General features: G+C 71.0%; 19 protein-coding genes and 4 pseudogenes. 12 read left to right on the top strand and 11 right to left on the bottom strand.

From position 1 onward, the window contains the following. The first annotated feature begins 4 nt into the window (after positions 1-4). The 4 genes from AC068Z_RS32600 (at position 5) to AC068Z_RS32585 (ending at position 3,379) form a co-directional block, all read left to right on the top strand. On the top strand, positions 5-718 hold the full coding sequence (locus AC068Z_RS32600) for an FAD binding domain-containing protein (protein ID WP_478563798.1): 714 nt from the start codon (positions 5-7) through the stop codon (positions 716-718). A gap of 229 nt (positions 719-947) precedes the next feature. Beyond that, positions 948-2,399: a Gfo/Idh/MocA family protein gene (locus tag AC068Z_RS32595; RefSeq protein ID WP_478563795.1), complete on the top strand. Its 1,452-nt coding sequence runs from the start codon at positions 948-950 to the stop codon at positions 2,397-2,399. Positions 2,400-2,492: 93 nt separating this feature from the next. Next, positions 2,493-2,924, top strand: coding sequence for a DUF5959 family protein (locus tag AC068Z_RS32590; protein ID WP_478563792.1), 432 nt, complete (start codon positions 2,493-2,495; stop codon positions 2,922-2,924). A gap of 173 nt (positions 2,925-3,097) precedes the next feature. Continuing rightward, positions 3,098-3,379: a hypothetical protein gene (locus AC068Z_RS32585; RefSeq protein WP_478563789.1), complete on the top strand. Its 282-nt coding sequence runs from the start codon at positions 3,098-3,100 to the stop codon at positions 3,377-3,379. A 252-nt stretch (positions 3,380-3,631) separates the two neighbouring features. On the opposite strand, the gene AC068Z_RS32580 is transcribed toward AC068Z_RS32585, so the two are convergent. Then, entirely contained in the window at positions 3,632-4,834 is a 1,203-nt protein-coding gene (locus AC068Z_RS32580) for an MFS transporter (protein WP_478563786.1), read from the bottom strand. Between the two features lie 425 nt (positions 4,835-5,259). Between AC068Z_RS32580 and AC068Z_RS32575 the strand changes: the two genes are divergently transcribed. The 5 genes from AC068Z_RS32575 (at position 5,260) to AC068Z_RS32555 (ending at position 11,092) form a co-directional block, all read left to right on the top strand. Then, positions 5,260-5,904: a LuxR C-terminal-related transcriptional regulator gene (locus tag AC068Z_RS32575; protein WP_478563783.1), complete on the top strand. Its 645-nt coding sequence runs from the start codon at positions 5,260-5,262 to the stop codon at positions 5,902-5,904. A 151-nt stretch (positions 5,905-6,055) separates the two neighbouring features. Then, positions 6,056-7,879: a S8 family serine peptidase gene (locus AC068Z_RS32570; RefSeq protein ID WP_478563781.1), complete on the top strand. Its 1,824-nt coding sequence runs from the start codon at positions 6,056-6,058 to the stop codon at positions 7,877-7,879. Between the two features lie 24 nt (positions 7,880-7,903). Continuing rightward, positions 7,904-8,983 carry a ComEC/Rec2 family competence protein gene (locus AC068Z_RS32565; protein WP_478563778.1) on the top strand — a complete coding sequence of 360 codons (1,080 nt, stop codon included), beginning with the start codon at positions 7,904-7,906 and terminating at the stop codon, positions 8,981-8,983. Between the two features lie 35 nt (positions 8,984-9,018). After that, positions 9,019-10,230 carry a patatin-like phospholipase family protein gene (locus AC068Z_RS32560; RefSeq protein ID WP_478563775.1) on the top strand — a complete coding sequence of 404 codons (1,212 nt, stop codon included), beginning with the start codon at positions 9,019-9,021 and terminating at the stop codon, positions 10,228-10,230. A gap of 25 nt (positions 10,231-10,255) precedes the next feature. Next, a complete protein-coding gene (locus AC068Z_RS32555; RefSeq protein WP_478563772.1) occupies positions 10,256-11,092 on the top strand; it encodes an NmrA family NAD(P)-binding protein in 837 nt (278 codons plus the stop codon). An 8-nt stretch (positions 11,093-11,100) separates the two neighbouring features. Here the strand turns inward: AC068Z_RS32555 and AC068Z_RS32550 are convergent, their stop codons facing one another. Both AC068Z_RS32550 and AC068Z_RS32545 read right to left on the bottom strand, forming a co-directional pair. Then, positions 11,101-12,360, bottom strand: a complete 1,260-nt coding sequence (locus AC068Z_RS32550; protein WP_478563769.1) for a Gfo/Idh/MocA family protein — start codon at positions 12,358-12,360, stop codon at positions 11,101-11,103. A 129-nt stretch (positions 12,361-12,489) separates the two neighbouring features. After that, positions 12,490-14,118: an MFS transporter gene (locus AC068Z_RS32545; protein ID WP_478563767.1), complete on the bottom strand. Its 1,629-nt coding sequence runs from the start codon at positions 14,116-14,118 to the stop codon at positions 12,490-12,492. Between the two features lie 62 nt (positions 14,119-14,180). Between AC068Z_RS32545 and AC068Z_RS32540 the strand changes: the two genes are divergently transcribed. The 3 genes and pseudogenes from AC068Z_RS32540 to AC068Z_RS32530 form a co-directional block, all read left to right on the top strand. Beyond that, on the top strand, positions 14,181-14,330 hold the full coding sequence (locus AC068Z_RS32540) for a hypothetical protein (RefSeq protein WP_478563764.1): 150 nt from the start codon (positions 14,181-14,183) through the stop codon (positions 14,328-14,330). After that, positions 14,312-14,413 (top strand): annotated as a pseudogene (locus AC068Z_RS32535) (FAD-dependent monooxygenase); the annotation flags it as partial. The gene AC068Z_RS32540 and the pseudogene AC068Z_RS32535, both read left to right, overlap by 19 nt. A 175-nt stretch (positions 14,414-14,588) precedes the next feature. Next, a pseudogene (locus AC068Z_RS32530) lies at positions 14,589-14,645 on the top strand (hypothetical protein); the annotation flags it as partial. A 31-nt stretch (positions 14,646-14,676) separates the two neighbouring features. Here AC068Z_RS32530 and AC068Z_RS32525 read toward each other — a convergent pair. The 8 genes and pseudogenes from AC068Z_RS32525 to AC068Z_RS32490 all read right to left on the bottom strand — a co-directional run bounded on the left by AC068Z_RS32525 (position 14,677) and on the right by AC068Z_RS32490 (position 19,120). Further along, positions 14,677-14,958 (bottom strand): hypothetical protein, encoded by a 282-nt coding sequence (locus tag AC068Z_RS32525; RefSeq protein WP_478564375.1) that lies wholly within the window; start codon positions 14,956-14,958, stop codon positions 14,677-14,679. Then, positions 14,955-16,010, bottom strand: coding sequence for an MASE1 domain-containing protein (locus tag AC068Z_RS32520; protein ID WP_478563761.1), 1,056 nt, complete (start codon positions 16,008-16,010; stop codon positions 14,955-14,957). The genes AC068Z_RS32525 and AC068Z_RS32520 overlap by 4 nt, the downstream gene beginning before the upstream one ends. Positions 16,011-16,069: 59 nt before the next feature. Beyond that, positions 16,070-16,900, bottom strand: a complete 831-nt coding sequence (locus AC068Z_RS32515) for a PP2C family protein-serine/threonine phosphatase (protein ID WP_478563758.1) — start codon at positions 16,898-16,900, stop codon at positions 16,070-16,072. A gap of 202 nt (positions 16,901-17,102) precedes the next feature. Beyond that, positions 17,103-17,264: pseudogene (locus tag AC068Z_RS32510) on the bottom strand (pirin family protein); the annotation flags it as partial. 439 nt (positions 17,265-17,703) lie between these two features. Continuing rightward, positions 17,704-17,913, bottom strand: a pseudogene (locus AC068Z_RS32505) (transposase family protein); the annotation flags it as partial. A 9-nt stretch (positions 17,914-17,922) separates the two neighbouring features. Next, on the bottom strand, positions 17,923-18,060 hold the full coding sequence (locus AC068Z_RS32500) for an STAS domain-containing protein (RefSeq protein ID WP_478563755.1): 138 nt from the start codon (positions 18,058-18,060) through the stop codon (positions 17,923-17,925). Then, positions 18,057-18,323, bottom strand: coding sequence for a WhiB family transcriptional regulator (locus tag AC068Z_RS32495; RefSeq protein WP_478563752.1), 267 nt, complete (start codon positions 18,321-18,323; stop codon positions 18,057-18,059). Before AC068Z_RS32495 ends, AC068Z_RS32500 begins: the two co-directional genes overlap by 4 nt. A gap of 152 nt (positions 18,324-18,475) precedes the next feature. Next, positions 18,476-19,120, bottom strand: coding sequence for an isochorismatase family protein (locus AC068Z_RS32490; RefSeq protein WP_478563749.1), 645 nt, complete (start codon positions 19,118-19,120; stop codon positions 18,476-18,478). Between the last annotated feature and the right edge of the window lie 454 nt (positions 19,121-19,574).

Genomic DNA, 19,574 nt, shown 5'->3' with positions numbered 1-19,574 from the left:
CTCCGTGTTGTTGCATCTGCCCACGTCCGTGTCCGAGGTCCAACAGCACATAGCCGAGGGGGCGTTGCCGATCGGCGGGGCCACGCTCGTCTGGGCGACCTTCCAACGCGACGGTTTCCCGGACCAGGCGATGTCCCTGCGCAACCTGCCGGAGGCGAACGTCCTCGGGCCCCAGACCCTGGGCTCGGCGGTGGTCCTGCAACGGATCGACGACCGGGTGCCGGAGGTCCTCCGCAAGGCGGCCTCCACGATCGGCACCGGCGCCGTACGCCGAGCGGCGACGGCCGGAGGCAACATCGTGGGCAGCACCCTGCGCTGCCTGCTCCCCGCCGCCCTCGTCCTGGACGCCCGCGCGACGGTCCTGGACGCGGCGGGCGTCTACGAGACCGACCTCACCGAACTCCTCGCGAAGCGCCCGGTGCTGCTGAGCATCACCTGGCGGACCCCGCTGGCCAGCGGCTACGTGAAGCAGGAGGGCGAAGCGGGCGGTCCGCCCCCCTTCGTCGTCGCCACCGCCGTACACGCGGAACCGGACGGCACGAAGCGCCTGCGCGTCGCGGTCCGCGACGGCTACGAGTTCCTGCCCGCGACCGCCGCCTACGACACGGACACCGACGCGGTGCTGCACGCCGTGGAGTCCACCGACATCGGGGCGCTGCCCGCTGACGCCCGGCACCTGGTGCGGCGGCAGGTGACCGAGGTGCTGTCCGCCGTATGACGTGAGAATCGGTCAGCCGCTCTGGTTCGTCCAGGGCGGCTGACACGCATGCCCGCGTACGGACGAGCGCGCAGCCGTCGTCGCAGGTCGGGCGGATGACTCGCTCCATGCTCATTTCTGCTCGCAACTCCTCTTCTTCGAGCACCTATTGACACATGGCGTCGGCGTGGACAGAGTCATGCCGCAGCAAGAGCAGCCGGCCGCCACGCATTAGGGAGCGATCCTCGTCATGCCTGAAATCCCTGCTGTCTCACGCCGTACCGTCATGGGCGGAGCCCTGGCCTCGGGGGCCGTCGTCGCCGGACTCGGCACCCAGGCCTCCGCCGTCCCCGCGGCTCCGACCGCCCCGAGCGCGCCGACCGTCGACGGCACGCCGTCGCGGCGGCCGGGGCAGAAGTCGATGATCGGCGTTCCGTTCGGCGACTACCCCACAGTCCGCGTCGGCATGATCGGTCTCGGGAACCGGGGCCACGGGATGTCCTCGGGCTGGGGCGCCGTCCCCGGCTGCACGGTCACCGCCGTGTGCGACATCCGCGCCGACCGTGCCAGACGCACCGCGGACAAGCTGGTCGCGGAGGGCCGGCCCCGCCCGGCCGAGTACGGCGGTTCCGCCGACGCGTACGCGCGCATGCTGCGCCGCGACGACATCGACCTCGTGTACATCGCGACCCCTTGGGAGTTCCACTACGAGCAGGGCCGCGCGGCCCTGCTCGCCGGGAAGCACGTCCTGGTCGAACTGCCCATCGCCACCGAGCTGCACGAGCTGTGGGACCTGGTCGACACCAGCGAGCGCACCCGCCGCCATCTGATCCTCTCCGAGAACTGCTCCTACGGCCGCAACGAGCTGGCGATGCTGAAGATGGCCCACGACGGCCTGTTCGGCGAGGTCACCAACGGCCACGGCGGCTATCTGCACGACCTGCGGGAACTGCTCTTCTCGGACACGTACTACACCGACTCCTGGCGGAGGCTGTGGCACACCCGCAGCACCGCGTCGTTCTACCCGATGCACGGCCTCGCCCCGATCGCGGCGGCGATGGACATCAACCGCGGCGACCGCATGACGACGCTGCGGGCGACGGCCACCGAACCCCGGGGACTGGCCGACTACCGCGAGCGGTTCATTCCCAGGTCCCACCCGAGCTGGAAGGAGACGTACATCAACGGTGACCTGGTCACCTGCCTGATCGACACCGAGCGGGGCCGCGTCATCCGCGCCGAGCACGAGGTCAGTTCGCCGCGTCCGTACAGCCGTATCAACTCACTCGCCGGCAGCCGGGGCATCTTCGAGGACTACGCCGGAGTGACGTCGGCGGGCGGCGGGCGCATCTACCTCGAACCGGACCACAGCGGTCACACCTGGCGGGCGTTCGACGCCTACCGCAAGGAGTTCGACCACTGGCTGTGGCTGAAGATCGGCGACGACGCGGCCAACAACGGCGGCCACGGCGGCATGGACTACGTCCTGCAGTGGCGCACCGTCCAGCAGATGCGGGCCGGTCTGGTCCCCGACATGGACGTCTACGACGGCGCGGTCTGGTGCTCCCCGATCCCCCTGAGCGTCAAGTCGCTTGCCGCGGGCGGCCGTCCGGTCGCGGTGCCGGACTTCACCCGGGGCTCCTGGGTCAACCACCGCACGGGCCTGGACTCCCGGCCGAGCGAGATGCCGCCGACCGCCTGAGCGCGCGGCACCAGGTCACGGAGGTGCGCGGGATCCTCCCCGTCGTGGGCGAAGGCTATTCTTCGGCCAGGAAAGCGACGGGGGGGGACAGCAGTGAGCGACGGACCGATCGATCTGATACGGCTGGCGGGGGACGGCAACAGCGTCGTCCTGCGGATCACCGGACCCGATCACCGTCAGGGTGCGCTCCCCGGTCAGGTCCTGGCCGGGGCCTTCGTCGTCGACACGCCTTTCGTGAACGGCAGTCTCACGGTCCGGGTCTTCCCCCGGGACCTGAGCGAGTGGCAGGAGGCCCTGGACGCTCTCGACGCCGGGCAGGACATCGCCTGGCGCGAGTTCTCGCGAGGGCCCGCGCTGTTCGTCGAGCGGGACGACGAGGAGGCGCGGGCCCACGTCACCGTCAAGGACGGCGCCGGTTCGCTGACCTCCGTCACGGTGACCGTACCGCTGACCGACTCCTGGTTCGACGACGCCTACGAGCGCCTGGAACTCGTCCGCAAGACCTGGCCGTCCGCCGAGGACTGACCGTCCGTACGGTGTGGTGCGGGGCCCGGCGTGAGGCGGCGATCCAGGCGGCGGCGAAGACCACGGTCAGCGCGGCCGGGCTGGCCTCCCCCCGGCCGGCGGCCGCGGGCTGGTGTGGCTGATCGCGGGGGGCGGTGCCGCTGGCCACGCCGGCCTGCTTCAACCTCGGGTTCATGGTGTCGCCGGAGTACGGGCGGGAGACCGAGCGTCTGGAGGCCGCCCGGTACGGGGTGTACTCCGTCACCGTCGTCCGGCTCGCCGGGGACCCCGTCCGCGGGGACAACGCCTCCGACGAGCCGGTGTACTTCGAGACCGACCTGGTCCTGCGCGTCCCGTACGACTCTTCGCCCCGGGTGACCGCCGCCCGGACTCGCCGGTCCTGGAGGACGGCCGCCGGTGGGGCACCGGTGTCATCGGGACCCGGCTCCTCCTGGTCACCCTCCTGCCGGTCTTGATCGCGGGAGGCATCCTGACAGGCACGCTCCGCTGCGGATGGCCGCGCGCCGCACAGAGCTTCAGCCCGCCCGTACACCTGCCCGCGCTCGGCATCCTGCTCCTCGGCCTGCTCCTCCTCCTGCCGAGGCCGCGCCGGCCTGGGTGTGGCGGCGCTCGTCCTGACACCGTGGCGGAGTTCTGCCGTCCGGCCTGGCGCTCGGGAGACCCGCCGTACGGACAGCGGCCCGTCGCCGCACCACCGGCGAGACTTCTCAGCGCACGCCGCCCGCCTCCGGCACCGGTACCGGGCGGCGCAGCAGGTACACGCCCGCCGTCGACACCAGCAGTGCCATGCACGCGATGAAGACGAGGCCGGCGCCCTCCAGGCCGATCGGTCCGACCAGCAGGCCCACGCCGATCACCGGGACCGAGATGCCGGCGTAGGCGACGACGAACAGGGCCGAGATCACGGCCGCGCGCTTGTCGTCCTCGGACACCTGTGCCACCGCCGACAGCGCGCCGCGGAACGACAGCCCCTGCCCGGCCCCGCCGACGAGCGCGCTGAGCACGACCAGCGGCAGCAGATCCCAGTGCAGCGCGCCCGCCAGCAGGGCGAGTCCGGCGAGCAGCGCGACACAGCCGAGGGGCAGGGAGCGGCTCACGCCGACGCGGCCGACGGCCAGTTGCCCGGCGGTCGAGGCGAAGAAGGCGAGCGCGACGACCAGTCCGCTCACCGCGCGGTTGTGCACGTCCAGGGAGTGGGCGAGGAAGGACGGGCTGACCGAGGTGAACACGCCGAACAGGGCGAACCCGACGAAGGAGGCCGTGGCCGCGGGGCCGAAGACCGGCCGCACCCTCGGCGGCAGGCCGGGCTTCCGCGGTCGTACGGCGTTCAGCGGCCGTCGCTCGCGCACGGTCTCCGGAAGCCACAGCAGGACGGCCGCCGAGAGGGCCACGAGGGCGAGGTGGACGAGGAACGGCAGGTACAGCGGCCAGTCGGCGTACTGCGCGAGCACCCCCGCGAGCAGGGGGCCACAGCCCAGGCCGCCCATGTTCGCGGCGGTCGCCACGAACGTGGCCCGCGAGGAGCCGGGCGGCGCCAGCTCGATGACGTACGCCGAGGCGGCCCCGGTGAACAGGCCCGCGGACAGACCCGACAGCAGCCGTCCGACGTACAGCCAGCCCAGGGCGGTGGCGCACAGGAAGCAGACGGCGCTGGCGGCGGCGAACCCCAGGCCCCACCACAGCACCGGGCGTCTTCCCACGACGTCCGAGGCGTTGCCCGCGAGCAGCAGGACGCCGATGACCCCGAAGGCGTACACGGCGTAGACGACCGTGACGGTGAGCTCGGAGAAGTCGAACTTCTCCTGGTAGAGGCCGTAGAGGGGGGTCGGGAGCGTCGTACCGGCCATGCAGACCGCGAAGACCGCTCCGGCGAGCAGGCAGGGGCGCCAGCCGCGGAGCTCACCGTCCATGGCGGACGGTGAAGTCGATCAGCCGGTTCGGCCGGTTCATGGGCGTCCTTTCGGCCTGGCCGCGTCGACAGCGCGCGGGGCCGCGGTGCCGGGCGCACACCGGGCACCGCGGGCCGCAAGCATGTCCGCGGATGCCCCCATCACGGTGGCACAGAGTGGACGCACCTGCGAGTCGCCCTGTGCCGGAGGTGAGGACGCCGCCTCCGCGTCACCTCGGCCGTGCGGCGCAGCGGACTCGGCAGTGACGAGACGCTGCGGCGCGCCTTCGCCCGCCGTCCGGGGACGGCGCCGAGGAGTACCGCAGCCGCTTCACCTCCGCCCGCCGACGCCCTCTCGGCATGCCGGACCGCGTCGGAGGACCAACACTGGACCCGTGAGGCCACCCCACACACGGGGGCGTCGGCCCCCGTCGGAGTGAGGCGCCCATGAGTGCGGACGCGAAACGTGTCGCCGTCGTAGGCGACTGCCCCCTCCTGCGCAGCGGTGTGGCCCATGTCGTCGAGGACGCCGACGGCCTGGTGCTCGCCCTCGCCACCCGGTCGGCCGACGAGGCCGTGCGCGTTCTCGGCCGGGGCGACCTCGCGCTCGTGGACCTCCAGCTCCCGCCCGCCTGTCTGGCGGAGGTCGTGGGACGCCTCGCCGCCCACGGGATCTCGGTCCTGGTCCTCTCCTCCGTCCAGGACAACCACGCCCTGGCCGCCATGCGCGCCGGCGCCCTCGGCTGCCTGAGCCGGGACGCGGACGAGGGGGAACTGCTGGCCGCGGTGCGGCTCGTCGCCGACGGCCGCCCGTACATCTCCGCGGATCTCGCCGTGCGTCCCGCCGCCGAGCCTCCCTGCCATGTCACGGACCGCGAGCGGCAGATCCTGGAACTGATCGCCCACGGCGAGACCGACCACGACATCGCCGCCCGGCTCGGCATCAGCGAGCACACCGTGCACTCGCACCTGGACCGGCTCCGCGACAAGATCGGCTCCCGGCGCCGTGCCGACCTGACCCGCTTCGCCATCGCCCACGACATCATCCCCGCGGCCACCTGGAAGCGGCAGCGCGGGGGTACGCAGGGGTAACGCTGCCCCGCTCCGACGTGGGTCCTTCTGCCCTGTGCCCGTCCTCCCCCGACCTCCACACTGAGGGCATGAGCCCTCTCGCTCCGTCCGGGGTCCGGCGCGACGGGGAGCTCACCCTCCGGACCGGCACCTGATCCACCGTGAGGAACAGATGGACCGACAGAGGCTCGAGGAACTCTTCTACGGCAAAGGCCCCCGGCCCGTCCCCTGGGCGACGGACTGTCCGGTCCGGTTCGACGCCCTGCTGGCTCTCGCGCGTCTGCCGGAGCGCTCGACGGAGTCCAGGGAGGACCTGATCCTCGCCATCAACGAGGAACACGGCGTCCACCAGATACTGACCCGGTTCAGGTACCTGGACATGATGCGCGACTCCGAGCCGATCGCGTCCGGCAGTTTCATCGTGGCGAAACTGACCCTGCGCGAGCTCGTCCAGACCGTGCTGCCCAAAACCAACCTCAACCGTGTCGTCCGCGACGCGCAGGACCTGGCGAACCGTCAGGGCGGCGCCGGTATCGCGGACGCGCTGCGTGAGGACACCCCGCCGCCGGCGCGGCCCGGTGGCATCCCCGAGCGGGCCAGCGACGTGCACGACAACTCCGCGAGGCGGCAGGAACGCACCCGGCATCAGCGATGGCTTCTCCGACTGCTGACCGCCATCGTCGCGGAGTCGTATCCGGCGCTGCGTGACCGGCCGCCGTCGGACCCGGCCGTCTGCGCCGAGGTGGCCGGCATGCTGAGCGGCGTCCATCTGGAGCGGACCGACACCGAGGCCCTCACGGATCCGGTGGGGCAGGTCGTCGTCGACCGCAGGCATCGGTATCCGATCCTCTCCGTGACCGCCAACCGGCAGGCGTCCTCCGCCGTCGTACGGTCCCGTGCCACCATCAAGGCCGACGCCGCCGAGCAGGTCTTCTCCGTGAACTGCAGTTCCATCGGCTGGGCCGTGGTCGACAGCGGCATCGACGCCCGGCACCCCGCCTTCTACGACTGGGACACCACGGCCACACCGGCGCCGGTGCCGCGCAAGCTGCGCATTCCCCGCGCCTTCAACTTCGTCGGCGTGCGCAAGACGCTGTCCGAGGACGCGAAGAACGACGGGCGGATCGACTGGCAGCTCGCACTGCCGTTCGTCGAGTACGACCTGTCGACGGTGACCGCCGTGGCGCAGCCTTCCGAGGTGGTGTGCTCCGAGGAGTACACCACCCCGGTCGACGCGCACGGCACGCACATCGCCGGAATCATCGGTGGCTGGTGGCCGCGTCCCCATGAGGTCTTCCGTGGCATCTGTCCACGCATCCAGCTCTACGACTTCCGGGTCCTCGGAGCCGAGGGGAAGGGTGACGAGTTCTCGATCGTGACGGCCCTCCAGGCCATCCGGTACATCAACGAACAGGCGGGCCGGTTCGTCATCGCCGGGGTCAACCTCAGCCTGTCGGTGCCGCACGACGTGGCGAGCCACTCCACCGGCTGGACCCCGGTGTGCATCGAATGCGACCGCCTGTCCCGCTCGGGCGTGGTGGTCGTCGTGGCGGCCGGGAACTCCGGATACGCGGGCGCCGTACACACGTTGGGCCAGGACTACCGCGGCGCCAGCATCTCCGACCCGGGGAACGCCGAATCCGTCATCACGGTCGGCTCCACGCATCGCAGCAATCCGCACCGCCACGGCGTCAGCTACTTCTCCAGCCGCGGCCCGACCGGCGACGGCCGTCTGAAGCCCGATCTCCTGGCGCCGGGTGAGGACATCGACGGTCCGGTGCCCGACCAGGGCATCGCCGCACTGCACGGCACCAGCCAGGCGGCGGCCCATGTGAGCGGAGCCGCCGCGATGCTGCTCGCGCGCAACCGGGAACTGATCGGCCGCCCCGAGCGGGTCAAGCAGATCCTGTGCACGACGGCGACGGACCTGGGCCGGGAACGGCACTACCAGGGGTACGGCCTGGTCGACGTCCTGCGCGCGATGCAGTCCGTCTGAGGGGTCGAGCCGGAAAGGACCGACATGTTCACCTTTGACTTCCTCAACGCCCGGCACGGAGATTCCTTCCTGGTCCGCTGGGGGGAACCGAAGGAACGGGTCATGCTGATCGACGGCGGCCCGAGCCAGGTCTTCGAGACGTCGCTGCGCGACCGGCTGGCGCTTCTGGCCCCGGACGCCCAGGGCAGCCCGAGGATCGATGTCGTCTGCCTGTCCCACGTCGACGACGATCACGCGGCCGGACTGCTCAAACTGCTCCGGCAGATACAGCACGCCAGGGACGATCAGGAACCCGACCCGTTCGCGGTGAAGAGGATCTGGTTCAACTCCGTGGACGAACTGGTGGACCGCAAGTCGCCCGGCCTGAGCGCCTCGACCCAGGAGATCGTCGACCGCGCCGGAGCGGACAGCGACGCCGTCAGGGCCAGTTACCACCAGGGACGCGCCATCCGGGACGCGGCGGCCGGACTGGGCCTGGACGGCAATCCCCTCTTCGACGGCCCTCTCGTCGAGGGCGAAGAGGCCACCGTGGACCAGTTGCACGTCACGGTCGTCGCCCCGGACGACGCGGCGCTGGAGGAGCTGACGGAACGCTGGCGCAAGGCCAAGCAGCGCAAGGACCCGACGGTCATCGCGTCGGCCTACTCGGACGGCTCCATACCGAACCTGTCCAGCATCGTCCTGCTGGTGACGCACAGGGGCCGGACCGTGCTGCTCACCGGGGACGCCCGAGGCGACCGCATCCTGGCCGGGCTGCGGGCCACCGGGCTGCTCGACGACGGCGGCCCCCTCCATGTCGACCTGCTGAAGCTCCCCCACCACGGCAGCGACCGCAATGTGGAGCAGGACTTCTTCGACAGCATCCACGCCGATCACTACGTGATCTCGGCCGACGGGGTGAAGCACCACCATCCCAGCGAGGAAACCCTGCGCATGCTCGTCGACTCCAGAGGCCGGGACGACGAGTACACCGTCCACCTGACGAACGAGATCGAGTTCGCCCGGGACACACTCAAGGATCTCCGCAAGAGGCGGAGTTTCACGGTGAGCGAGCGGGCTCCCGCGGAGCCGGCCCTGGTCATAGACCTCGGTGACCCGTCATGAACCGGCCCCGGCCGTCCAGCGGGACACAGTGGGCCGTGGACTCACCGGCCCTCGGGACCGGTCTGCGGGCGCAGCCCTGCGGCGACGCGCTGCGGCCCGCCCGGCCGGCCCCTTCCGACGACCCGGTCGCCGTCGCGCTGTCCGGCGGCGGTTTCCGCGCCACTCTCTCCGCACTGGGCGTCATCCGTCTCCTCGCCGACGCGGGCATGCTGCCCCAGCTCAGATACGCGTCCTCGGTGTCCGGAGGCTCGGTGGCCAACGGCCTGCTCGCCACGGCCTGGCGGGACCTGCGCCAACAGGGCTTCACCGGCACGGCCGTCGACGAGCGCCTCATCGACCCGGCCGTCGGGCGGATCAGCTCGCGTTCGCTGAAGAAGGCACTGCTGCGGGGCGTGTGGCGCACCGTGGGCCCGTCGACGCGCACCGATCTGCTGGCCCGGCGCTTCGACGAGTGGTTCTTCGGCCGCACCCGGCTGGAGGACCTCGACCCGCAGGTCAGATGGATCCTCAACGCGGCCAATCTGACCACCGGCGCCCGCTTCACCTTCGAACGCGATGTGTTCGGTGACTACACGATCGGGCTGGCGCCCACCGCGGGGACCGGTCTGAGGCTGAGCACCGCGGCAGCCGCCTCGGCCGCGGTACCCGGGGCCTTCCCGCCGATGGTCCTCGAGCACGCGAGCTTCCCCTGCGGCGCGCAGGCACCCGCCCTCCTCGACGGCGGCGTCTACGACAACACCGGCTCGGAGTCCGTCGACGGCGAGCGCTACCGCGATGTCTTCCTGCTCGTCCTCAACGCGGGCGGCCTGCTGCGCCCCGGAGCGTACGGCGGCATACCCGTCGTCCGCGACCTCTCGCGCGCCAACTCCCTGCTGTATCGCCAGAGTACGGCTCTGCGCACCCGGCTGATCGTCGAGCGCTTCCGGCGCGGTGACGCCTTCGGCCCCGACGAAGCGCTGCCGCCCGGCGCGCGCCGGGGCGTCCTGGTGGCCCTGGCCACCGACTTCCCGCAGGACGCCGGCGGACGGCTGGCGGAGTGGCGGGACGCCTTCCCCGAGCACCGCGGCCACGAGGGCCGCGATCTGGCGCTCGTACCCACGGTCTTCGACCAGCTGCCGGAACGCCTGTGCCGGGCCCTGGTGTACCGCGGCTGGTGGCTCGCGGGAGCCGGCCTGGCGGCCTTCCATCCGCACCGGCTGCCGGACCTCGCCTCGCTGAAGGCCCCGCCGTTTGAGGACGGAACCTGACCGCAAGGTTTCCTACGGTCGTTCCATGACGCAGACGCAGAACATCCTTGTCACCGGTGCCACCGGAACCGTCGGCCGTCAGGTCGTCGCCGAACTGCTCGCCCGCGGCCACCGGGTCCGGGCCCTCACCCGGGACGCGGCGAAGGCCGGCTTCCCGGCCGGGGTGGAGGTCGTCGAGGGCGACCTGACCGACCCCGACAGCCTGGCCCCGGCTCTGGAGGGCGTCACCGGCCTCCACCTGATCACCTTCGGCGGCGCCTACTTCGCCCCGCTGGAGACGGGTCCGCGGATCCTGGAACTGGCCCGCGCGGCCGGCGTCCGCCGGGTCACCGTGCTGCACGGAGGCGGGCCGTCGCCGCTGGAGGACGCGGTGCGCGCGGACGAGGGGGTGGCCTGGACGGTGCTCATGCCGGTCGAGTTCATGGCCAACGCGCTGGAATGGGCGGACGGCATCGTGGCCCGGGGGGAGGTCAAGGAGCCGTTCGTCTCCCGGCTGAGCGCCATGGTGCACGAGGGCGACATCGGCGCCGTCGCCGCGGTCGCGCTCACCGAGGAGGGCCATGGCGGCCAGGAGTACGTGATCACCGGACCCGAACTCCTCACGGTGGGCGACAAGGTGGCCGCCGTCGCCGCCGCCCGCGGCCAGGAGATCTCCCTGGTCGAACTGACCGAGGAACAAGCCGTCGCACAGTGGCGGGCGGCGGGCCACCCGGAGGACGTGATCGGCTTCCTGCTGGAGGCCTACGGCAACACCCCTGAGGTCGGCCGCACGGTCGTCGACACCGTGGAGAAGGTCACCGGCCGCCCGGCCCGCACCTTCGCCCAGTGGGCGGCGCGGCACGCGGACGCCTTCACCGCGTAGCCCCCGTATCAGCACAGGTCGACGGACTCCACGGTGTTGTCGAGCCGGGCCCGTTCCGCCGCCAGCACCGCGAGATGGCTGGTGAGCGACTCCCGTGGGCCCGACTTCACCAGGCCGGGGTCACCGGTGGCGACGGCGGCGACGAACGCGTCCATCAGGCCCCCGTCGCCGCCGCCGTGGCCGCCCGCCGCGGTCATGGCGTCCACGCCACCCGGGTCGACGGCCTCCTCGGCGCGGGTCATGAAGTCGTAGATCCGCAAGCTCCTGCCGTCGCCCCGCAGTTCGCCGCGGGTGCCGAAGATCCGGGTCTGCCGGTCGGCCTGTTCGGTGAACGCGGTCATGGTGAAGGTGCCGGTGGCGCCGGAGGCAAACTCCATCGCGACGACCTGGTGGTCGACCACGTCGTTGTCGCAGGCGTACACGCAGCGGCCGTACGGCCCTTCGCGCAGGGCGGTTTCGAGCGCCTCCGGGGTGAAGTCGTCCACCACCACGCTCAGCGGCCAGCCATGCCGTCCTCGGGCGAGCCGGTCGCCGTACTCGCGCGGGGCGGAGTACGGGCAGTGCGCCTCGACCGAGCAGTCCAGGCACCGTTCGGCGGCTCCGGCAGGGCGGTTCTCGGGGCGGAAGTGCGACAGCCGTCCGAAGCTGGAGACCCGGACCGGCGGTTGGCCGACGACGTACTGCAACCAGTCAAGGTCGTGGCAGGACTTGGCCATCAGCATGGAGGTGGCCTCGTCCTCCCGGCGCCAGTTGCCCCGTACGAACGAGTGGGCCTGATGCCAGAAGCCGACGGGCTCCAGGTGCTGGACGCTGACGATGTCCCCGAGCCTGCCCGACTCGATGACGGCCTTGAGGGCCCGCGTGTACGGCGTGTACCGCAGGACGTGGCCGACGGCCAGCGTGACCCCGGCCTCCTCCACCGCGGCCACGATCCGCCGGCACTCCTGTGCGGTCAGCGCCATCGGCTTCTCCAGCATGATGTGGTGGCCGAGTTCCGCGAACGCCAGTACGGGCTCCAGGTGGTCCCGGTCCAGGGTGCAGATCAGTACGGCGTCGGCCACCCGCCCACGCGCGGCCAGCACCCGCCAGTCCTCGACCGCCGCCCCGGGCGCCAGGGCGTGCGCCGCCGCGAAGCGGTCGCGCCGGGTCTCCCGCGGCTCGGCCACCGCGACGACCCGCGCCCGCTCGGGATGCGCCAGCGCCCACCGCGCATGGCCGGTCCCGCGGTCACCGGCACCGACGACGGCGAGTGTGACGACGGAGGGCATGGGACCGCCTTCCTTGTCCTCGGAGACAGGCGCGGCAAGCGCTCCCGGACGGGCGCGACGCTAGCGGCGCCGCCCCCGCGCGACAAGGTGCGGACCACCTGCCCTCGTCTCTCGTCGACCGTGGCCCGGTCAGGCGTCCACGCGCTGCTCGGCGGGTTCGTCGCGCTCCGGGTCCCGAGCCGCCGCGACCGTGTTCTCCTCCTGCTTGCGGGTGCTCCGGCGCCCGGGAAGGACCGCGAGGACGATCATCGTGCCCGCGGCCATGATGATCCCGCCGATGAGGCTGGTGTGGGCGACACCGTGGGCGAAGGACTCATGGACCGCGTCGACCAGCGCCTGGGCCTGCTGGGGCGTGGCGCCGGGGGTCCTGGCGGCCTGTTCGGCGACCGCGAGTCCCGCGCCGACCGACTCCTTGGCGGTCTCCAGGGCGTCGGGCGGGAGTTGGGCGCCGACCAGGCCGGTCAGCTGGTCCTTGTAGGCGGTGCCCAGCAGTGAGCCGAGGACGGCGATGCCGAGGGATCCTCCGAGCTCCAGCGAGGTGTCGTTGGCGCCGCCGCCGACGCCGAGTTCGGACTCGGGGAAGCAGTCCATGATCGTGTCGGTGGCCGGCGAGACGCTCAGGCCGATCGCGAGACCGAGCAGCAGCAGCGTGGGCAGGAAGTCGGTGTACGTCGAGCCCTTGCCGACCTGCGTGAGCAGGAACACGGCCACGGTGCCGATGGCCATGCCGGGCACGACCGTCGCCCGCACACCGAGCTTCGGGGTCAGCTTCCCGGTCACCGCGGCGCCGACGAACACGGCACCGGCCAGCGGCAGCAGACGTATGCCGGTCTCCAGGGCGTCGTAGCCGAGGACGAACTGGAGGAACTGGGTGGAGTAGTAGATCGATCCGAAGGTGCCGAAGAAGAAGAACAGCACCGCGATCATCGAGCCGCTGAAGCCGCGCAGCTTGAACTTGCGGACGTCCAGCATCGGGTGAGGGTGCTTCAGCTCCCACACGGTGAAGGCCACGAGGCCCACGCCCGCGGCCACGGCCGCCGCGACCGGACCGGCGCCCCAGCCGAAGTGGGGGCCCTCGATGATGGCGTAGACGAGCGAGCCGACCGAGACGATCGACAGCAGGCCGCCGACGTAGTCGATCCGGCCCATGCCCTCCGCCTTGGACGGCGGCACCAGGACGAGCGCGCCGAGGACGGCGACGACCGCGATCGGCACGTTGATCAGGAACGTCGAGCCCCACGCGTGGCTCTCCAGCAGCCGGCCGGCGACGACCGGGCCGATCGCGATGGCCAGGCCGGACGTGGCGGTCCAGGCCGTGATGGCGCGTGCCCGCTCGCGCCTGGGGAACATCGCGACCAGCAGCGACAGCGTGGCCGGCATGACCACGGCGGCGCCCACGCCCATGATCGCGCGAGCCGTGATGACCAGGCCGGTCTCGTCCACCAGGCTGCCCATCACCGAGCCGCCCGCGAAGATCAGCAGACCGGCCACGAGCGCGCCGCGACGGCTGTACTTGTCGCCGATCGCGCCGAGCACCAGCATCAGCGCGGCGTAGGGGACCGTGTAGCCGTCGATGACCCACTGCAGATCGCTGCCGGACAGACCGAGGTCGGCGGTCATGTCCGGGGCCGCGACGATCAACGACGTGTTGGCCATGACCACGATCAGCAGGCTCAGACACAGGACGATCAGCGCCCACCAGCGCCGGGCGTACGGCCCGGCCATCCGGTCGACGGGCGTGGTGGCGAGCACAGGCATGGGAACTCCAGGGGACGCACTAATTGCTCAACAATGGGCAGCTTATTCTCTTGCCCATCAGCGTGCAAATAAGTCACGGCACCCGGGTCGTCGTACTGGAACGGGACGGCGAGGTCTTCTCCCGGGCGCGGGCGGTCTCCACGGACGAGGAGGTCGAGCAGGCCCTGCGCGAGGGCGCCGCCCGCGGGAGGGGGTGGAACTGGTGGTGGTGAACACCGAGGACGACGGGGTACGACGGCTGCGCGCGTCGTACGTGATCGCGGCCGACGGTGGTTCCAGCCGGACCCGCGCGCGGCTCGGCGTGGGGTACGAGGGACGGACGTACGAGGACCGCTGGGTCGTCATCGACGCCGAGATGCTCGGCATGCGCCGCGGACCGAGGCTCCCCCACCCCGGGCCTCGCCCTCGCGGTGGATCGCGTGGCGTGCGGGCGCGCAGAGGCCGCCACGGCACGCGCCTTCCAGGAGGCCATGAACACGGACCTGCCACCGAAGGTGCGCGTGCACGGCTTTCCCGGGCTGACCCAGCCGGCCGACGGGACCCTGCGGGACGTGGACCTCACCGCGCGGGACATACCGGCCGAGGGCGGGGCGCGCCCGCTCCCGAGGCCACCGCGCGTGAGGCCGAGGCGACCGCCTTGCTGTCGTACGCCGGCAACCGCATCGACTTCGGCGACTTCCAGGTCACCGGCGGCGTACTCCCGGCCGTCGGAGAGGCCCTGCTGGACAAGGCCTTCGAACAGCCGATCCATCTGCGGAACATCCCCGACGGCCTGCGGCTGCGCTCGGTCACGACCACGGCGAACAGACCCAGCGCCCACTTCTCGGGCGAGTCGGTCACTTTCCGCCCGGCGGACCACGCCTGGCCTCGGGTGCGGCTCGCGGCCCAGGACGCCGGTCCCGGGTCCCGTCCGCCTCCCCCGCCGGTCGTGTCGGCCGGTCTCGTGGCGCCTCCCCCGCGGTGAGGTGTTCCAGCACCTCGACCAGTTCCTGGCAGGCCCGTTCCACCGAGCGGCGGGTGTTGCGCTGCTCGGTGATCACGGCGGAGAGGAGCAGGGCGGTCAGGGCCATGGTGCCGTTGAACGCCTGCAGCTTGATCATCACCTCGGTCTGGTTGAGCCCTGCGAAGGGGCCGGCCTTAGCCGTGGCCGCGATGGTGGCCAGGACGGACGTGGTGAGGGCGCAGAGCATGCTGCCGACGAGCTGGAAGCGCAGGGCCGCCCAGATCAGCAGCGGGTAGACCAGGAACAGCGCGCTGATGGTGCTGTGCGTGACCAGCGGCACGACGGCGCAGGTGACGATGGCGAGTCCGGTGGCTTCCGGCCACCGGGACATCCTGGGGGGCCACCGTGCCGTGTACAGCAGCAGCAGGAGCGGGGTGACGATCAGGACACCCATCGCGTCGCCCACCCACCACGCCAGCCATACGGTCCAGAAGGCGTGCGGGTGGAGCCGGTCCGTGATCACGAGCATGCCGACGCCCGCCGTGGCGCTGATCAGCATGCCGGTCAGGGCTCCGAGGAACACCAGGGCCAGGCCGTCCCGCAGCCGGCCGAGATCGGTGCGAAAGCCGACGTAGAGCAGCATGAGGCACGCGCAGACGGGGGCGAGGGTGTTGCCCGCCAGGATGCCGAGCGTCTCGGGTCGGATCGTGGTGAGGTGCATGATGACGAGCAGCGCACCGAGTGCGATGCCGGGCCAGACGCGCAGTCCGAAGAGCAGCAGGGCGGCCACCGCGACGCCGGTCGGCGGCCAGATGGGGGTGACCACCGCTCCCTCGACGACCAGGTTCCGTATGAGTCCGAGTCGTCCCGCGGCGTAATAGCAACCGGCGACAGCAAGCGTCTGGAGGGCGAAGACGCCGGTCCGGCGCAGATTCTCGGTACCCACCACACAAGCCATCAGACACCGGCGCCGCCGTTTCGGCGAGGCGGGCGCGGCGGCATGCCGCCCTACGGCTGAGCTTCGGCCCCTTCGTGGCCGAGGACCAGCACGGCGGCATCGTCCTCGTGCCCCACCCGCTCCGCTCCCCGGATCACGGCCGCCGCGAGCGAGCCGGCGTCCATGCCCGCCACGGCGGCGATGCCGGCCAGCCGGACGACCTGGTCGAGACCCTGGTCGACCTCCATGGACGGCCCCTCCACCACACCGTCCGTGAGCAGGACGAACACGCCTCCCGTGGTGAGTCGGTACCGGGTCACGGGGTAGACGGTGCCGGTCTGGATGCCGAGCGGCGGCCCGCCCTCGTCGGCGGCGACGCCGGACTTTCCGTCCGCCGTCGCCCACACGCAGGGGATGTGCCCCGCCCGGGCGCTCTCCAGCACGCCGGTGGACGGGTCGAGGCGCATGAAGGTGCAGGTGGCGAAGAGATCGGTGCCGAGGGTCAGCAGGAGCTCGTTCGTCCGCGCGAGCAGCTCACCAGGCTCGCTCGTCACGGAGGCGAGCGCGCGCAGACCGACGCGTACCTGGCCCATGAAGGCGGTGGCCTCGATGTTGTGGCCCTGGACGTCCCCGATGGACAGCCCGATGCAGCCGTCCGACAGGTGGAAGGCGTCGTACCAGTCGCCGCCCACGTTGAGGCCGTGGAAGGCCGGGACATAGCGCACTGCCAAGTGGTAACCGGGTGCCGTGGGCATCTGCGCGGGCAGCATGTCGCGCTGCAGAGCGATGGCCAGCTCGACCCGGGAGCGCTGCAGCTCCGCGTGCTCACGCGCCAGGGAGGTCAGCGAACCGAGCCGGGCCAGCAACTCGTCGCCGTGGTCCGCGGGGCGCTTGCGGGACATGGCCACTCCGGAAGATTTCCCGCCCTTTTGGGGGCACCAGCCCCCAAACGTCTCATATCGGATGATAGTGGCGCATCAGCACCGCCCGCAGTGGTGCCGCTTCCCGCGCTCGCGGGGTGGCGGTCACGGACCGAGAGCACACCGATCGAATGAATGTCCGCCCCGCCCGAGCGCCTCGGTCACACCTAGGGACGCGGGAGGCTCAACGCACCCGCCCTCGAGCCTTCAGTGGCACCGCCGGCAGCTCAGGCGCGGGCAGCGGCTCCCCGTCGTAGCCCTTCACCTCACCGAACCGTGTCCCCTCCATCCAGTCCCGGCGGGCCCGTTCGATCTCCTCCTGAGACCGTCCGATCCAGTTCCAGAACTTATGGATCAGTCGACGTTTTCGCAGGTCAGAGCCTTATGGATCCTGCAAAGTCAGCAAAAGTCAGCATCAGAGCCCACCCATGAGGGCGTTTTACTCCTTTCACGCACGCAGTTGTTGTCCTTGAACTCATGAAGCGGCCCTGGACACGGTGTGCCGGTGGCGCGTGGGCCTGATAGGTGGCGCAGTCCACCTGGCTGTCGTACGCGACCGGCCCCTTCCTGCAACCCCAGGGAAGGAAGTCAGCTCGACCGAGTTCATACCTGCCGGCACGGAGAGCAGCCTTCTGCATGCCACCTGGAGAGGGGAGAGACGGGTCCATCCCCGCTGGCGCGGGGTTGTTCCCTCGTGCTCGGCGGTGTCCCCGAACCCCTCCCCGGACCCGCGGGGTTGTTCCCCCGAGACGATCGTGCGCGACCGCCTCGCCCAGTGAGCCTCTTCAGCGTTGCCGCTCCAGGGCGAGAATGGCTTTGGCGATTGACGTCATGCGGTTGGGGCTGCAGCGGGACCTGCGGAAGATCCGCCAGAACTTCAGACAGGCCACTCCGCGCTCAACCGGTGCCCGTGCCGCGGCCAGAGCCCGGTTGACGGTCTTCTCGGTAGGAGTGAGGGCCCGCGGAGGCCTGCGTTTGTCGCCTGTGGTCAGCCACCCGCGCAGTCACATGAAGGTGACCGCGCGCAGTTCGACGGTGAGCAGGGTGGGTCGTCGGCGCAGATGGGCCCGGACGGCTGCCTCGAAGTGCGGAGCGGTGGCCAGGTCGAGCTCTCCGTGGGCGGCCAGGACCGCGCCGTTCATGACGTGTTGGCGTCGATACGCTGGCGTTCGGTCAGGCCACCCCAAACGCCGAATCGCTGGTCAGTGCCACGGGCAAAGGCGGCGCACTGGTCGAGCACGGGGCAGGACTGGCAGATCTGCAGGGCCTTCCGCTCGCGGGATTTGCGTGTGTTGCCCCGCTCGCCGGGAGGCGAGAAGAACACGGCGGAGGCCATGCCCCGGCATGCGGCGGAGGCCTGCCACTGCCATACGTCCAACCGTGGGACGAGTCTGTTGCTGTGCATCGACTGCTCCTCTCTGATGCGTCAACGGGGGCCGGATGTTCAGCGCGGCTCCCGGGTGAAAGGCGTGTAGAACGTGGCCGGGGCCCTGCCGGAGCCGGGAAATCGGCCCTGGCAGGGGGACAAGCGGCAGGCCGGCGCACGCACCCAAAGGGTCAGGCAGCGGGGGTGATGCCCTTCCCCAGTTCAACGGCGTTGACGAAGGAGCGGGCGCCCATGGCCATGGAAGGCACGTTCTCCTGCATCAGGCGCATGCGGTGCGGTGTGCCGTGGAACTTGGGATCGAGCTGGAACTCCGCAGCCAAGGAGAACCAGGTGACCGGGATCACGCCAGCCTGGACCATGCGCTGCACCGCCGCGTCGTGCGCCTCATGCGAGGGGCTCCCGGAGGCGTCGACCACTACGTGCACGCGGTAACCCGCCCGCAGTCCGCCCAGTGCGGTCTGCAGTACGCAGCCGTCGGTGGCGATGCCGCCGATGACCACGTTCTTCCGGGCCTCCGCCCGGACCGCCTGGGCGAACTGCTCGTCGAGAAAGGCGTTGAAGTCGACTGTGCGCTCGATGACGGGGTGGTCGCCGATGGCGTCCAACAGCTCGGGATACAGCGGACCGGAAGGCTTGCTGGACTCACCGTTGGTCACCACCAGACCGCTCTCGTACCACTTCGCCGTCTTCGCCAGACCCACGACGTTGTTGATGTGGTCGGTGAGGTTGTGGGAGCGCAGGAGATTGGCGAAACCGACGGCATAGTCAACGAGGACAACCGTGGTATCGGCGGGGGTGAGGGGTTCAGGAGCCATGACGAGACCTCATTTCCAATCGGAGAATACGAAGGTGCTGCATCGTCCACAAAGCGCTTAGGAAATAGCACGGGCCCACGGAGCCCCCGAAGAGATCAGAGGCTGCCGCCGCTTGGGACCGGCCAATGCGTGCACCGGTCGCGAATGACAGCTTTTCCCCTGGCCGCGTCTAGGCAATCGGTCAGATGACTGCCTTCGTACGCTCCGGGTATTCGCACCGGCTGCTTGGCGCGGCGGGAGGCCGACAGGACGCATCGTTTTTCACGAGTCCAGGCCCGGAAGAAGGCGCGATCCGGCCGTGCGCGTCCCGTCGCCATCGGGTCGCGCTGCAGGCGACTTCGCACAAAGTAAGTCATTAGACAGATTCGGAACCGGGTGCCCCCGGGGGATGGTGGCTTCGTCGCCCGGTAGCGCGGAACCCGGCGGCAGCTGTCCGCAGTGCGACTCGGTGGCT

It is taken from the genome of Streptomyces sp. NPDC043726 (assembly GCF_056436565.1).
The sequence above is the reverse complement of the archived record's forward strand: the minus strand, read 5'-3'. Positions and strand labels throughout refer to the sequence as shown.